At 37.5% G+C, this 15285-nt stretch carries 19 protein-coding genes; 2 read left to right on the forward strand and 17 right to left on the reverse strand.

The genetic code is table 11. From position 1 onward, the window contains the following. Positions 1-276 precede the first annotated feature (276 nt). Entirely contained in the window at positions 277-726 is a 450-nt protein-coding gene (locus ACFX4W_RS02665; protein WP_280560708.1) for a SprT family protein, read from the reverse strand. 109 nt (positions 727-835) lie between these two features. Here ACFX4W_RS02665 and cmpA point away from each other — a divergent pair, with 109 nt between their 5' ends. Then, positions 836-952, forward strand: coding sequence for a cortex morphogenetic protein CmpA (cmpA, locus tag ACFX4W_RS02670; RefSeq protein ID WP_013055014.1), 117 nt, complete (start codon positions 836-838; stop codon positions 950-952). 56 nt (positions 953-1008) lie between these two features. Here cmpA and ACFX4W_RS02675 read toward each other — a convergent pair whose 3' ends face one another. The 14 genes from ACFX4W_RS02675 to acpS form a co-directional block, all read right to left on the reverse strand. After that, entirely contained in the window at positions 1009-3183 is a 2175-nt protein-coding gene (locus ACFX4W_RS02675) for a Tex family protein (protein WP_043977829.1), read from the reverse strand. Between the two features lie 84 nt (positions 3184-3267). Continuing rightward, positions 3268-3873 carry a PP2C family serine/threonine-protein phosphatase gene (locus ACFX4W_RS02680; protein WP_013081423.1) on the reverse strand — a complete coding sequence of 202 codons (606 nt, stop codon included), beginning with the start codon at positions 3871-3873 and terminating at the stop codon, positions 3268-3270. Next, positions 3873-4667, reverse strand: a complete 795-nt coding sequence (sigB, locus tag ACFX4W_RS02685; RefSeq protein ID WP_013055011.1) for an RNA polymerase sigma factor SigB — start codon at positions 4665-4667, stop codon at positions 3873-3875. The genes ACFX4W_RS02680 and sigB overlap by 1 nt, the downstream gene beginning before the upstream one ends. After that, positions 4633-5118: an anti-sigma B factor RsbW gene (rsbW, locus tag ACFX4W_RS02690; protein ID WP_013055010.1), complete on the reverse strand. Its 486-nt coding sequence runs from the start codon at positions 5116-5118 to the stop codon at positions 4633-4635. Before rsbW ends, sigB begins: the two co-directional genes overlap by 35 nt. Beyond that, the gene (locus tag ACFX4W_RS02695) at positions 5115-5447 is read right to left on the reverse strand and encodes an anti-sigma factor antagonist (RefSeq protein WP_013055009.1); all 333 of its coding nucleotides are present in this window, start codon (positions 5445-5447) and stop codon (positions 5115-5117) included. Before ACFX4W_RS02695 ends, rsbW begins: the two co-directional genes overlap by 4 nt. A 59-nt stretch (positions 5448-5506) precedes the next feature. Then, positions 5507-6517, reverse strand: a complete 1011-nt coding sequence (locus ACFX4W_RS02700; protein ID WP_013055008.1) for a PP2C family protein-serine/threonine phosphatase — start codon at positions 6515-6517, stop codon at positions 5507-5509. A gap of 13 nt (positions 6518-6530) precedes the next feature. Further along, entirely contained in the window at positions 6531-6932 is a 402-nt protein-coding gene (locus ACFX4W_RS02705) for an anti-sigma regulatory factor (RefSeq protein ID WP_013055007.1), read from the reverse strand. A 3-nt stretch (positions 6933-6935) separates the two neighbouring features. After that, positions 6936-7292 carry an STAS domain-containing protein gene (locus ACFX4W_RS02710; RefSeq protein ID WP_013055006.1) on the reverse strand — a complete coding sequence of 119 codons (357 nt, stop codon included), beginning with the start codon at positions 7290-7292 and terminating at the stop codon, positions 6936-6938. Positions 7293-7294: 2 nt separating this feature from the next. Further along, positions 7295-8131: an RsbT co-antagonist protein RsbRA gene (locus ACFX4W_RS02715; protein ID WP_013055005.1), complete on the reverse strand. Its 837-nt coding sequence runs from the start codon at positions 8129-8131 to the stop codon at positions 7295-7297. A 157-nt stretch (positions 8132-8288) separates the two neighbouring features. Continuing rightward, positions 8289-8639 (reverse strand): type II toxin-antitoxin system endoribonuclease NdoA, encoded by a 351-nt coding sequence (gene ndoA, locus ACFX4W_RS02720; protein WP_013055004.1) that lies wholly within the window; start codon positions 8637-8639, stop codon positions 8289-8291. 4 nt (positions 8640-8643) lie between these two features. Then, entirely contained in the window at positions 8644-8925 is a 282-nt protein-coding gene (locus ACFX4W_RS02725) for a CopG family ribbon-helix-helix protein (RefSeq protein WP_013055003.1), read from the reverse strand. 200 nt (positions 8926-9125) lie between these two features. Continuing rightward, positions 9126-10367 (reverse strand): alanine racemase, encoded by a 1242-nt coding sequence (alr, locus tag ACFX4W_RS02730; protein WP_483879983.1) that lies wholly within the window; start codon positions 10365-10367, stop codon positions 9126-9128. A 62-nt stretch (positions 10368-10429) separates the two neighbouring features. Then, a complete protein-coding gene (locus ACFX4W_RS02735; RefSeq protein WP_043977822.1) occupies positions 10430-11488 on the reverse strand; it encodes a LolA family protein in 1059 nt (352 codons plus the stop codon). A gap of 58 nt (positions 11489-11546) precedes the next feature. Beyond that, the gene (gene acpS / locus ACFX4W_RS02740; RefSeq protein WP_043977839.1) at positions 11547-11912 is read right to left on the reverse strand and encodes a holo-ACP synthase; all 366 of its coding nucleotides are present in this window, start codon (positions 11910-11912) and stop codon (positions 11547-11549) included. Positions 11913-11976: 64 nt separating this feature from the next. On the opposite strand from acpS, the gene ACFX4W_RS02745 reads away from it, so the two are divergent. Further along, a complete protein-coding gene (locus tag ACFX4W_RS02745) occupies positions 11977-12579 on the forward strand; it encodes a rhomboid family intramembrane serine protease (RefSeq protein WP_043977820.1) in 603 nt (200 codons plus the stop codon). Between the two features lie 8 nt (positions 12580-12587). On the opposite strand, the gene uvsE is transcribed toward ACFX4W_RS02745, so the two are convergent. Beyond that, entirely contained in the window at positions 12588-13559 is a 972-nt protein-coding gene (uvsE, locus tag ACFX4W_RS02750) for a UV DNA damage repair endonuclease UvsE (RefSeq protein WP_280560705.1), read from the reverse strand. A gap of 95 nt (positions 13560-13654) precedes the next feature. Further along, entirely contained in the window at positions 13655-15166 is a 1512-nt protein-coding gene (gene cshA / locus ACFX4W_RS02755; RefSeq protein ID WP_016762753.1) for a degradosome RNA helicase CshA, read from the reverse strand. Positions 15167-15285: the final 119 nt, after the last annotated feature.

The following is a 15285-nucleotide window of genomic DNA, read 5'->3' on the forward strand; positions in this document are numbered from 1 at the left end:
AGCAAATATAGAAGTAATACCAAGCAAATAAAAAACGTAAATTCATGTGTGACTTCATGCTAAAAATGCATTATGAAATTAAATTTTGCACCTCAAAAAAGAACCTGTTAATAAAAATCTATGTCCTTTTTTTTTTTGATATTGAGANTTTATCAGACTTCTTACATTGTAATCGACATTATATGTAATGTCAATAAGTTTTTGTAATTTATTTGCCGTTTATTTGAGACGGCTTTATTAATTTATCATAATCAATCTATTTTAGTCAAGCATCTTCTACATTTTTTTTAATTTACCTTTACACTTCCCACAAACATATTTAACCGTGTTCACTTTTCTTTTTCGAACATATTTTTGCTCGCACTGCATACATACATATATGTGCTCTTTTTTCCTTCCATCACTTTCTTTTTTCAATGCCTGACAAAATCGGGGGGCCCCTACTTCTTTCATTAGGCTTTTAAAGTCTTGATCTCCATGCTTATACCCTTTCCCCTCAATATGTAAATGATAGTGACAGAGCTCATGTTTAATGATTGCTACTATTTCTTGTGTGCCATATTGTTCAAAGTATTTGTAGTTTACTTCTATATTAGATGTACGTAATAAATACCTTCCACCTGTCGTACGTAAACGAGAATTAAAAGTGGCTTCATGACGAAATGGTTTGTGAAACAGCTTCAATGAAATTTCTTCTACAAGTATTTGTAAATCCTTATCATTCATCTTATATACTCCTCTACTGTATGAAATCACCTGACTAGCTCTTTGGGCATACACTTCATTACATACTCACTATTTACCTTATCATAAATGAAAAGGAGTGATTGTCCTTATGCCAATGTGGCTACAAAAACAAATGAGGCGCGCTTATTCTGAAAAAGACCGTGCACAAATAAAATTGCTCAATCAATGTTGGTTTTTTTATCAAAAAAATAACTCCGCTTCTTAATCACTTCTTTTTAAAAATAAAATTGCCTTTTCAGAAAATCTGAAAAGGCAATTTTATTATTGATGGGGCGGAATCATCGTCAATGCGACTCTTCCTTTTTTCATATCTACGTCTTCTACCCACACATTCACCAAATCTCCTACTGAAACGACATCGAGGGGGTGCTTAACGTACCGATTCGTTAATTTAGAAATATGGACTAGACCGTCTTGCTTAACTCCTATATCGATGAACGCTCCGAAGTCTACGACGTTTCGCACAGTACCTTCAAGCTGAATACCTTTGGCAAGATCCTCTAGCTTCAAAATATCCTGACGGAGCAAAGGTTTTGGCAGTTCATCACGAGGATCTCTTTCCGGTCTTACGAGCGCTTCTATAATGTCTTTTAAAGTAAGCTCCCCTATACTTAGTTCTTCTGATATTTCGGGTAAAGAAATATGTTTTAATGCTTCTTTTACTTTCTCCGTTCCAAGCTCAGTCTCTTTCACTTCAGCTTTCTTTAAAAGCTTTTTAACGTCTCCATATGTTTCAGGATGGATACCCGTTCTGTCTAAAGGTTCTTCACCTTCTATAATACGTAAAAACCCAATACACTGCTCATACGTTTTAGCACCTAAACGCGGAATTTTCTTCAGCTGTTTTCGGTTAGAGAATTTTCCGTTTTCATCCCGATATTTTACAATGTTTTGAGCAACTGTCTTATTTAGACCAGCAACGTATTGTAGAAGCGAAGCAGAAGCCGTGTTTGCATTTACTCCTACCTGATTTACTACTGTCTCTACAATAAAAGTCAGTGAATCATTTAATTGCTTTTGAGACACATCATGCTGATACTGCCCTACTCCTACCGACTTAGGATCGATTTTCACAAGTTCAGCCAGCGGATCTTGCAGCCTTCTGGCAATCGATACAGCGCTTCGCTCTTCTACTTGAAAATCAGGAAATTCCTCTCTAGCAACATCAGAAGCCGAATATACGCTTGCTCCCGCTTCATTCACAATCAAATAATAAACTGGGTTTTCAATTTCTTTAAGAACATCCGCTACAAATTGCTCCGTTTCGCGAGATGCCGTTCCGTTTCCAATGGCTACTACTTCAATAGGGTATTCAGCGAACATTTTCTTTAATTTATTTTGCGCTTCAGCTGCTTTTCTCACAGGAGGATGTGGATAAATAACATCAATTTTTAATACCTTGCCTGTTTCATCTACTACAGCTAATTTGCAGCCTGTTCGAAAAGCTGGATCTACTCCTAATACCACTTTCCCTTTCAATGGAGGCTGGAGAAGAAGTTTCCGTAAGTTTTCAGAAAAGATGTGAATGGCTCTTTCTTCGGCTTTTTCTGATAGCTCTTTACGGATTTCGCGTTCAATAGATGGTTCTATTAAGCGTTTATAAGCATCTTCTATAGCTGAGATGATATAACTTTGAGCTGAAGAATCCCTTTTTTTGATTACTTGTTTATGTAAATATGAAAGAATACGATCTGTAGGCGCATCAATACTCACTTTTAAAATACCGTCTTTTTCTCCTCTATTCATGGCTAAGATACGATGAGGAACGATTCGCTTTACCGCTTCTGTATATTCATAGTACATTTCATAGATATTTTTTTCATCTTTTTCGGGATCTTTGACTGAAGTAACAATTATGCCATCTTTTACAGTAGTCGTACGAATCCATTGACGGTAAGATGCTTCGTCAGAAATTTGTTCCGCTACAATGTCTAGGGCTCCCTGAATAGCTTCTTCAGAAGATTGAACTCCCGCTTCTTCATTTATGTATGTTTTCGCTTCGTTCTTCACGTCGGAACGTGGAAAACTTAGTAACCACTGTGCTAATGGTTCAAGACCTTTTTCTTTTGCTACAGTTGCTTTTGTACGTCGTTTTTGCTTAAAAGGGCGGTATAAATCTTCTACTTGCTGCAATTTCTTCGCTTGATGAATTTGAGCAGCCAGTTCCTCAGTTAATTTCCCTTGCTCTTCAATTAATCGAAGAACTTCCTCTTTACGCTCCTCTAAATTCATTAAGTAGTTCCAGGAATCTAAAATATTCCGGATTTGGACTTCATCCAAAGCACCAGTTTGTTCTTTTCTATATCGAGCAATAAAGGGAACTGTATTACCGTCTTCTACTAAAGCAATTACGTTTTGTACTTGCTTTTGTGAAATCTCCACCTCTTTACTTACACGTTGAACAATTTGATTATCTAATTTCGTTGCAACAGACACAGCTTATCCTCCTAGCTAAATGAAACTTTGTCTTTATTGTAACAAAACTCACATGCAATAACACATGTGAGCTAAAAAGAAAGGCTATGCAGTTGGAAGATGACCAGCGATATACGTAATATCGTCATTATGAGATCGAATTGCTGCCTGTAGCCGTGTCGACAATTGATCTACATTCATCGAGTTAGCAAAAACAGATTTAATCTCTTTTAATTCTAAGCCATCTGTATGAATCAAAAATTTAGAACCGGAGTCATATGGGAAGGTTTGTGTGCGGAACTTTTGAATTTTCCCTGATAAAAAACCTTGAATTGGTAGAGGGTACGTTAATTTTCCCTCCGGAGAATACAGATAAAAGCGGATATTACCTACATTTGTATAATGAAATTCGTTATGTTTTTTATCAATTTTCAAAATAGCTACTGCCGCACCTCTTGTATGTCGAGTAGCTTTGTTACACTTAGAAATGATCTCATCCACATCTAGATGATGATGAGCTTTCGCTACATCCGTAACAGCTACAGAAGCGGCTCTAGCTTGTTCACCGCTTCCTAATCCATCTGCCACTGCACATAGAAAATAGTCATCCGTTTCTTTGACATAGTAACTATCTCCACAACATACGTTCCCTTGCTTTGGCTCTTGGTATATATGAGTTTGAATCAACTTTGTATTAGGGTCTACTGTCATCACGACATATACTCCGAATCGTTAGAATCTGAGCGAGCTGCAGTCCTTAGCTTATCAAGAGCTCTTCTTTGCAGTCGAGATACATGCATTTGAGAAATCCCTAACTTCTCACCGGCATCTTTTTGACTCAGATTTTCAATAAATGTATAGCGAATCACTTCTTTTTCTCTATCGCTTAATACATGAAGAATCTTTTCTAACACTAAGCGCTGATCAGTTTTCTCATAACCCGACTCTTGTTCACCTACTAAATCAAGGATTGTAACAGTACTTCCATCAGAGTCTGCTTCAATGGAATGATCAACAGACAACGCTTGATAACTTTGCCCCATCTCCATTGTTTCTAAAATTTCTTCCTCTGTCACTCCGATATGATCAGCAATTTCTTTCACTTGAGGAGATCGCTGTAAACGGGTTGTTAGCTCTTCGACAGCTGCTTTAATTTTAGGACCTAATTCTTTGATGCGGCGCGGTACGTGAACACTCCACGTTTTATCGCGTAAAAATCGCTTAATCTCTCCAATGATTGTAGGAACAGCAAACGATTCAAAGCTTCTTCCAAATGAAGCATCATACCTTCTAATAGCTCCTAACAGTCCTAGCATCCCTACCTGCACAATATCTTCATGTAAGCTTCTGCCTTTTGAATAGCGACGTGCAATAGATTCAACAAGGTTCTTGTAATGTACTACTAGATCACTTTGTGCTTCTTCATCCTGCGTTTTTTGAAAGCGCTCAATTCGTTCCTGAACCTGTTCTTTAGTTAATTTCATAGGTTGAGACTGTGTTTTCATCACTCTCCACCTGCTCTCTTTGCACATACTTAGTCATCATTAGCGTTACACCTTTTGAATTGACCATTTTCACTTCGTCCATTAGTGTTTCAATTAAATATAAACCAAGTCCACCTTCAGGAAGAAATTCAACTTCTTTTGATGTTTCATAAGGTCCTATATGTTCCTTAAGCTCTTCAAAATTAAAGCTTTCACCTTTATCGACCACCATGATTTCTAAACGGTCATCAAATAAACCAAAACCTACTCTCACTTCACCATTTTCTTCATTCTTGTAAGCATGCTGTACGGCATTTGTACATGCCTCACTCACAGCAATTTTCATATCTTCAATTTCATCATAAGAAAAACCCATCCGGTTCGCTACACCAGACAGCGTCAGTCGAATAATCGCTACGTAGTCTGGCTTAGCAGGAATCTTCATCTCAACAAAGTCATAAGGCTGTTTCATTTTACGCCACCTTCTACTTGTGAATTCACGTTTAAAATGTCTGTGAGGCCCGTAATATCAAATAAGCGCTTGATGCGCTCTGATACACCAACAAATTTCAAAGAGCCGTTATTTTTCTTATTGGCTTTTAACAATGCAATAAATACACCTAGTCCTGTACTATCCATGTATGATACATCGGTTAAATCGACTATAATTTCTGGTTCGGTATGTTCAGTAATTTCCATGAACTTTTCTTTTAGCTTAGGTGCTGTATATGCGTCAATCTCTCCAGCCAGCTTAATACGATATGCTTGACCGTCCTTTTGTATATCTATTTTTAAATTCATCGTATTAGTAGACCCCCTCTAATTTTGTGCTATCTTTTCTGTACCCTTATTTAGAATACTTAAACTAAACTCTTCAAAATAATCAATGTAAAGTCATCCCTCAATTGAAAATGCTGTAATTTTTCCAGCTCTTTATATACAGATTCTACAATTTCTTGAGGAGACAAATGCATGTATTTTCGAATTAATTTTATGATGTCCAATCTTTCAATAAATCCTTCTTCAGTTCTGCATTCTGTTACGCCATCTGTTAACAGAACAATCATATCGCCTTTTGAAAGCTGCTGCTCGTACTGAAGATATTTCACATGGCGATCGACTCCTAGCACGAGTCCTTTTGCTTCCAAATCTTCAAATGAATCAGCTTTGGCATCATAATAAAAACCTGGTTCATGCCCTGCAGATGCATAATCAAATAAGTTTGTCTCGGGATTATAGCTTCCGTAGAACATCGTAATAAACATACTTGGATCTACGTTTCGCTCTACAATATTGTTCAAGTTCTCTAATACATAACTTGGATTTTTTCTTGAGTCCGGTAAGCTGTCCATTGCATACTTGATCATAGACATACACATTGCAGCTGGAATTCCTTTTCCGATCACATCGGCAATGGCAATACTTAACCCGCCGTGCTCTTCTTCTACAAAGTGAAAATAATCTCCGTTCATCTGTTTAGCCGGTACGCTAATCGCACCAATTTCTAAAGTTGAACTAGCCGGAACCTTTGTCCCCAACAGCGTCTGCTGGACGTTAGCGGCAACTTCAATTTCAGAACGAAGTTCCCGCTGCTTATTTTTTAATGTTTGATGCTCACGAAGAGCAAGACCGTAGCTAATCATTACCTCAAGTAAAAAGTCCAGAGAATGCAGCACTTTTTCTGGAATATCAGAATAAATTTCTTCAATCACTTCTTTATGAATGCTCACAATATCTTCTGGCGATATTTCATTCTCTAAAGATTTTCTACTTAGTTTTTGTCCTTGATACAAAATTTGTTCATTTTGTGTTTGGATATAGTTCCCCAAAATATCTTTGTATAAATCTCTCATCTCTTTATCAAAAGACATTATCTATTTCCTCCTACCGGAGCCACTTAACTGCTTTAATCTCAGTACCTTCTCCGACATTTGTTTCGATGTCAAACTCATCCATCAATCGTTTTACCCCAGGAAGCCCAGCTCCTAGTCCACCCGATGTTGAGTATCCATCTTCCATTACTTTGCGAACGTCGGGGATACCTGGCCCTTCATCTGTTGCTACGACAAGAAGACCGTTTTTTCCTCCACGATTTAATTTCTCAATATAGATTTGACCCTTACCCGCATATAGGTAAATATTACGAGCTAATTCAGAAATGGCGGTTGTAATACGAGCTTGGTCAACTGTTCCAAACCCTAGCTCTTTCGACACATTTCTACCTAATTGGCGTGCCGCTACGATGTCCCATTCTGTTACGATTTTTACGCTGGATTGGAATTCCATATACTAATCCCCCAATTCCGATTGGAGTTTCTCAAGACCTTTTTCTAAATCGAGTGCAGTAAGAACATCATTTAGGCCAATCCCTAACTCAACAAGTGTAATAGCTACTGCAGGCTGGATACCTGTTAATACTACTCTAGCCCCCATCAAATTAGACATGCTAACCACGTCACCTAAAACTTTTGCGATGAATGAATCGATCATATCAATTGAAGTTAAATCGATTACCACTCCTTTTGCTCCAGTTTGATGAATTTTACTTAGCAAATCTTCTTGGAATTGAATAGCCGTTTGATCATCCAGCTCCCATTGAATGGATACCAATAAATAGTCGTACAATTTCAAAATGGGTATTCTCACGTTTATTCCTCCGATTCTATATCAACTATTTTCCGCTCAGTCATTTCTAACGCAAACTCTACGCCTTTTTTTAATGAATTTTTCGTAATAATTTCGTTTAAGTTAATACCTAAGTTCACAATAGTCTGAGCAATTTCCGGACGAATTCCTACTAACAAACACTTGGCTCCAACCAAACGTACGGCTTCAGCAGCTTGAATAATATGATGGGCAACCATCGTATCCACTACTGGTACTCCGGTAATATCTATTAATACGACCTCTGATCGGTGCTTTACGACACCTTGCAGTAAGTTTTCCATAATTTTCTTTGCGCGATCAGTGTCAATTGTTCCTACAAGCGGCATTACTGTAATTTTATCAAATACCGGTATTAATGGAGCAGACAATTCTTGAAGTGCAACTTTTTGCAACATAACTGTATTTTCCCACGAGTTGGAGTATTGTTCTACTATTTTGTTATAAATAGGGCTTAACCATTTGTCAAACCGATAGAATAATTCAGAATGAGTTTGGTCAGCCTTTACATGTTCACTGTTTACATACCCTTCGACCACTACGTGACCCAAGTTACGTACACCCTGTGTTAAATAAGCAAGAGGCCATCCTAAACTCACAACTCGTCCTACTACTTCCTCTAGTTCCTCTGCAAAATTTTCCTGATCACGGAATGCTTTTGCCAAAAGTAAATTTACAAAATCAGAGCTTACATTTACGTACACTTGCTCGGATACAATGTTTTTAATGCGCTCTGTTTCCACATCATTCATTAACACTAGCCATCGATCAAAAATTTCTGATTTATGATTTTGTATATAATTGAATAAATCTTGATTCATGAGGTCCTCCTTGTGAGTCAATACACTCATTTATATCTATATATATATTATCATTTTTAAAACGTTTCTTATTACAATATACGTTTACTGATTATTCCTAGTCAAATTAAAAAAGTTGCTCATAAAGGAGCAACTTAGCATAAATGGAAGTATAATTCTAAAAGTCGATAAGTCCTACACTGATTTGCAAGGCTTCATCCACTCTGTCCATCATTTCATCATCTAAATGGGTAATCTTGTCTGTTAGCCTCTGTTTATCAATAGTACGAATTTGTTCTAGTAAAATAACTGAATCTCGCTCAAATCCATAGCGCTTTGCATCAATTTCAACATGCGTAGGTAACTTTGCCTTTTGAATTTGAGCAGTGATCGCAGCTACAATAACAGTTGGGCTAAAACGATTGCCTATATCATTTTGAATGACAAGTACAGGGCGAACGCCTCCTTGTTCTGAGCCAACAACAGGAGATAGGTCAGCAAAATAAACGTCGCCACGTTTGACTACCAAGTCATTACCCCCCGCTTACTAAACGATCCACAGTATGATCAGCTTCATACTCTGCTAGAAAAGCCTCGGAAGCAATATTTAAGTTTATCTTTGCCATCTCCATATATCCACGTCTCATTGATTCGCGAATATGGCGTTTTTTTCGCTCACGAAGGTACAATTTTGTTGCTTGGTGAATAAAATCACTTCGGTTGCCATTTTCTTGTTTAACCATAAGATCGAGCTCCGATACTAAATTTTTCGGTAATCTTACTAGGATTTCTGTAGTTGCGCTCGCTTCAGACACAAACATACACCTCCAACATCAATACACACACCAATAGTCTCATCTTTCCTTATCATAACATTGATTAGCTTTAATGGAAAGTTAATTCTGTCAATTTCTACACTATTATCGTCAATTGATACCCTCTTTTATGCATGGAAGTTATTATTTTATTGTCTTGTGTTAGCAGACTTTTTATGTTGACTCAGGAAGATGTATATTCAGCGCAAGATATAATTATTAACATCAATGTGCTGCGAATCTCTTGTATAAACCCTCGGAACCCTTGCTGCAACCATGCAAGGGATTTCATAATTAATTGTTTCAAGATGCTTCGCTACTTCATCAATTGTAATTTCAGCACCTTTTTGTTTTCCAATAAATGTTACTTTTGTACCCATTTTATACATTTTAGGTAATTTAATCATCAATTGATCCATGCAGATTCTACCAACAATTGGCACTTTAACTCCATCTACTAATACTTCAAAATTGCTTAATTTACGAATCCAGCCGTCTGCGTATCCTGCTGGAATAGTAGCAATCCATTCATCTTCTTTAGCTTCATAAGTAGCTCCGTAACTGATATGACTCCCTTTTTTGACTTTTTTAACATGCACAATACGGCTGTGCAGCGAAAAAGCTTGTTTTAACGGAATTGGCAAGACTTCTTTTAATTCCTCAGAAGGACTCAAGCCATACATAGAGATACCTAAGCGTACGCCATTAAAGATATCTTTCGGACGACGAAGCAAGGCTGCGCTATTTGCACAGTGAATCATCGGAGGTGTAAAATTATATTCTTTCACAATTCGAACCATTTCTTCAAAGAATGTGTATTGTTCTTCAAAATAAGTCGAGTTTAGCTCATCTGCTGTTGCAAAGTGTGTAAACACTCCATCCAGCACGAATCCCGAATGAGAAGCGATGATCTTCATTGTTTCGTGTAATTCTTCTTTTGTTCTAACTCCCAAGCGACCCATGCCTGTATCTATTTTTAAATGCATATGCAGCTGACTGTTTTCACCTAGAATGGAAGCCGCTTCTTCAATCCAAGCTTTGCTATAAGCAGTGACCGTTACATCCCACTCCAATGCAGTTTGAATGTGTAGGGTAGGCACGGCGCCTAATACTAAAATGGATTCCTTTATTCCTTTTTTCCGAAGAGCAATAGCTTCATCCAAAAAAGCTACAGCTAGCATATCAGCACCAGCTTGAAGCGCAATCTCTGCTACTTCTTTATCTCCATGCCCGTACGCATTCGCCTTCACTACGGCCATTAACGTTTTATGCCCCGGTATCAGTTCTCTTACATGATTCACATTTTGAAAAATGGCTTCTACATCAATTTCTGCCCATGTTTCTCTATAAAATGCATCCATTACTACGACACTTCCTTTTTTCAGAACCATTCTAAACGTACTTTCCTCTGTTAGTATAATACATCTATAGTCAAACTTCATCTCGATCTTTATTCAAATTACGCAAGAACAAGCCTACATATATGCAGGCTTGTAAGCTTCTCTTATTTTCCCATCTGACTTTGCACAGATCTAGCAACTGTACTCAATTCATCTGGTGTTAGCTGATCAGAAGCCAGCATAAAGTCTACTCCATTATATGTCCAAGATAGACTTTTATCCGTTAAAGCTCCCACAGTAAAACCTAAATCAAATGGCTCTCCGGCAGTAACTGTAGATGTTGCTGTTTTAGCTACTTGTGCTTTTTCTTGTACAAGCGTAAACGGCTTTTCTCCTTTGTACATTAAAACGACTCTCTCGCCATTTTCCGTCTCAATTTTCTTTTCCTTGGACAGCTTTGTACCTTTTGGAACATCCTTAGGATAAAGGACGCTAAATGATCTCTGCTGAGCTAATGTCGGAACGTCAATCTTTGCACTTGTCATGTTTCTTTTTGTATCAAAAGCCCCTTTATCAAACTTAGAATCGAATTTCACCTTAGAGAAATCAACTTTTATTAACACTTTGTTATCCGTATCCATAATTTTAACCGAAACAGGCGCTAAATCACTTTTGTTCAGCGTAATTTCTTGTTTAGGAAGCATCGTGCTATTTTGATAGTTGGTTTTTGTTTCAAAAATATAATGCTTATTTGTTGATTTAAAACTTGCCTTTTCATCCTTCACAATATCTTGGACAAGAGATTCATACAAATAAGCTTGACTGCTATTTTGTGGCCAGTCACTTTGAAAACGAAAGCTTTTATTTAAGGCGGGCGTTAAAACAAAAACCCCTTCATCATTACGCAAAATCATTTGGCTTTGATCTTTCTTTGTATTTTTCAAATTCACTCGATAATACATAGGCTTACTATGCCAAATCTCTACATCGTATACTTGAGCATCTTTCCCTGTATTCAATGTCATCTTAGCATCTGATTTATACCCCGCCATTTCTTGTACCTTGGCATCCAATGCATCTGTTACATCCTGCTGACTTTTTTCACCGCATGCTGATAAGGCTAAGAGAAAAAAGGCGCAAACAAATAAGCCAATCCATTTTTTATGCATTTCCCCAACTCCTTTATTTCGTATATTCACAGCTAAACGGAGAAGCAAGAACATATCTTGTCTCCCCTATCCACACTATGAATATATGAACAAGAAATAGTGAATATGCAGACTAGCTTGACAAGCGTTCAATAATTACTTGAGCAATCGCATAGTGCGCACTGTGGGAAATAGATACGTGTATGGACGCGTCCAGTGGTTGTTTTGTAACAATGTGGGGCTTTCCTCTTTCATCATTCACGATTTCGATATCTTGGAAGCTGAAATCTTTTCCTATTCCTGTTCCAAGAGCTTTCGAATATGCTTCCTTCACAGCAAATCTCCCTGCTAAAAATTCGACCTTACGTCGGCTTGATAGCTTTTCATAGCGTTCTTTTTCATTTTTTGTTAAAATCCGAGTAACAAAAGCACTTTGACGCTGCACCATTTTTTCAATCCGCTCTAACTCTGTAATATCAATTCCAGTTCCTATAATCATTTTCATTTAATCCTCTCTTACAGAATAGTATATAAAAATGCCTTTATAAAAAGGAGTGACAAATATGTTCGTACGCACAGAAAATGCAGCTGAATTTAAACGTTTTTACCCTGTTACCTTTACGCTTATCTGCATTCACATTGCGCTATGGTTAATTGCCGCTCTTCCCTCAAACCTTGCAGAATCTTTTATACATCAGCTTATCGGTGTGAATAGCTTAATTTCTCAAGGAGACTACTGGCGACTTTTCACACCTATCTTTTTGCATCTAAGCTTTTCACACCTTCTTTTTAACTCATTTTCATTGTTCTTGTTAGGGCCAGGTGCTGAGCGTATTCTTTCTTCTTATAAGTTTCTTCTATTCTACCTTACGTGTGGATTTCTTGGAAATATCGTTACATTCCTAACCCAATCTTCTTTTTACAGCCATGTGGGTGCATCCGGTGCCATTTTCGGGCTGCTCGGGTTTTACCTCTACCTTGTAATAAAACAAAAACATATGCTTTCTCAAAGTAACCAGCAAATCATTATCGTCTTCTTAATTATTGGATTACTTTCAGGTCTGCTAACGCCAGGAACCAACAACACAGCTCATTTCGTTGGAGGTATTGCTGGATTTCTTCTCGCTTTTCTCGCGTTCAAACAGAAAAACAAGCCACAGATATGAGGCCTGGTTTAAGATTTAATATAAAAAGTGGATGAGTTAATAAATTCCACATCTTCATAAGACTTCAAGTCTCTTACTAACTGAAAGAGCGCTTCATCTTTTTTCTTAGCTTCAATCATGCAATCAATTTGCGGTATCGTTCCATTTACTTCTTTTAAAAAGCTGTAAAACCCATGAACATCGATATAATCTGCATGGGCTCTAAATTCTTTATCACTTTTAGGACTAGATATATGCATTTTTAGAGGAAGCGTTTCCTGTTCCCACGTTCTAGTGATACGGTCCCAATGCTCTTGCCATGAAGTTTCATCGTTGTTTGCCTGATGATGATGAAGATCAAAAATGATTGGGACATTTAGTTTTTCACATAAATACAAGACGTCCTTTATATGAAAGGTTGTATCGTCGTTTTCTAACATAATCATTTGCTGAAGGGATTGAGGTACAAGCCCCCAATTATGAATAAACTGCTCCAATGCTTTTTCTTTATCATTATAAGCCCCTCCGACATGTAAAACACAGCGATTTTGAAGCGGAATATCCATTCCTTTTAGCAACTTTTGATGCATGCGAAGAGTTTGGATAGAATGCTTAAAAACCTCTTTATCCGTTGAGTTTAAAACAACAAAATGATCCGGGTGAAAATCTACTCGCATTGGATGTTCCTTCAAAAATACAGAAATACGCTGAAGAGCATCCTTTAAAGGAGCTATGTAGTTCCACTCTTTTAGCGCCTCATGGTTAGCTAATGGAATTAACTTAGAACTGAATCGAAAAAACTCAATTTCACTCCATGCATTATGTTTTAATAAACGTAAGCAGTTTTCTAAGTTGGATATTGCAATACGTTCGAGCTTGCGAACGGCCGCTTCATGGTCTTTCACACGCTGAAATTGTGCAAAAGTCATTGTTTGAGAAGGAGAACTATTTTCCAAATGAACGCTCATCGCCACATAACCTAACCGAACAATGGTCGACATCAGTGAACACCCCATTTTATTTTACTCATAGTGTGCACCAATAAAATAGCAATTAACACATAAAAAAAACGAGCCTGTTAAGGCTCGTTTTTATTTTACGCTTTGCTGCGAGAATCTTTACGATTACTGCTGCTATTACGATTTCTATTATCACTGCCGTTGCTTCCACCGCGACGCTTGTCACCAAAACGTTTTGAGTTTCCACGACGATTTTGTTGTGAGTAGTTTTTAGAGTTAGAACGTGAACGACCTCCGCCATTTCCACGTTTGTTTTTATCACCTTTTGCAATTACCGGTGGTTCAGCAGTTAATTGAATTGGTGATTCGTTTGGTTCTTTTGTAAATAATTTGATCGCTGCTGCCACTAATGAAACTGAATCGTGCTCTTCAAGTAACTCTTCTGCCAACTGTTTGTAGTAAGATAAGTTGCCTTGTGTCACAGATTCTGTTAATTTGTCAGCTGCAATACGCTGTTGACCTTCCATTGCTTCATCAAGCGTTGGAGGAGTAAGACGCTCCATTTTACGTTTTGTTGTACGCTCAATATTGTGTAACTGTCCAGTTTCTCTTGGCGTTACAAATGTCATAGCAGCACCCATTTTACCAGCACGTCCTGTACGTCCGATACGGTGTACATAGCTCTCTGGATCTTGAGGGATATCAAAGTTGTATACATGAGTAACACCAGAAATATCAAGTCCGCGTGCAGCTACGTCCGTTGCAACTAATACATCAATAGAACCTTCTTTAAATTGACGTAGTACAGATAGACGTTTCGATTGCGTCAAGTCACCATGGATACCTTGTGCAGAATAACCACGCATATTTAATGCTTCTGATAACTCATCAACACGGCGCTTTGTACGACCAAAGATGATAGCTAATTCAGGTGATTGCATATCTAAAAGACGAGTAAGGATATCAAATTTACGCTTTTCTTGTACTTCTAAATAATACTGCGTAATGTTTGGCATCGTTACTTCTTTTGCTTGTACTTTTACCACTTTTGGTTCGTTCATGAATTTTTCAGCAATGCGACGGATTGGAGTAGGCATTGTTGCTGAGAATAAAAGTGTTTGGTGGTTCTCAGGTACGTTTGATAAGATTTTTTCAATGTCTTCGATGAATCCCATGTTTAACATTTCATCTGCTTCATCTAAAATAACTGTATGAACATCTTGTAGACGAAGTGTACGACGATTAATATGATCTAGCATACGCCCTGGTGTCCCTACGATGATATGAGGGTGCTTTTTCAATGCACGAATTTGACGACTGATATCTTGACCACCGTAAATTGATAGCACGCGTACGCGCTTTGTTTGACCAATTTTGTAAAGTTCTTCAGATACCTGTACAGCAAGTTCACGAGTAGGAGCAATAATTAACCCTTGAATTGCATCTACGTTTACATCAACTTTTTCAATAAGAGGAATACCAAATGCCGCTGTTTTCCCTGTTCCTGTTTGTGCTTGTCCGATCAAATCGTGACCTTCTAGTGCTAATGGGATAGTTTCTGATTGAATTGGTGTTGCTTCTTCAAAACCCATTTTACTCACAGCTTTATTAAGCTGTTGACTTAATCCTAAATCTTGAAATAATGCCAAGTTTTTCAAACTCCTTTTATATTTAGACTATCTATATTTTACAAAAAAAAGCATTCTCCGAGGAAACGGAAAATGCTCTAAACGACTACTTCAATAAATTCAACGTTTAGAGTATAAGC

Source organism: Priestia sp. YIM B13489 (genome assembly GCF_042787645.1).
Classification (GTDB): domain Bacteria; phylum Bacillota; class Bacilli; order Bacillales; family Bacillaceae_H; genus Priestia; species Priestia megaterium.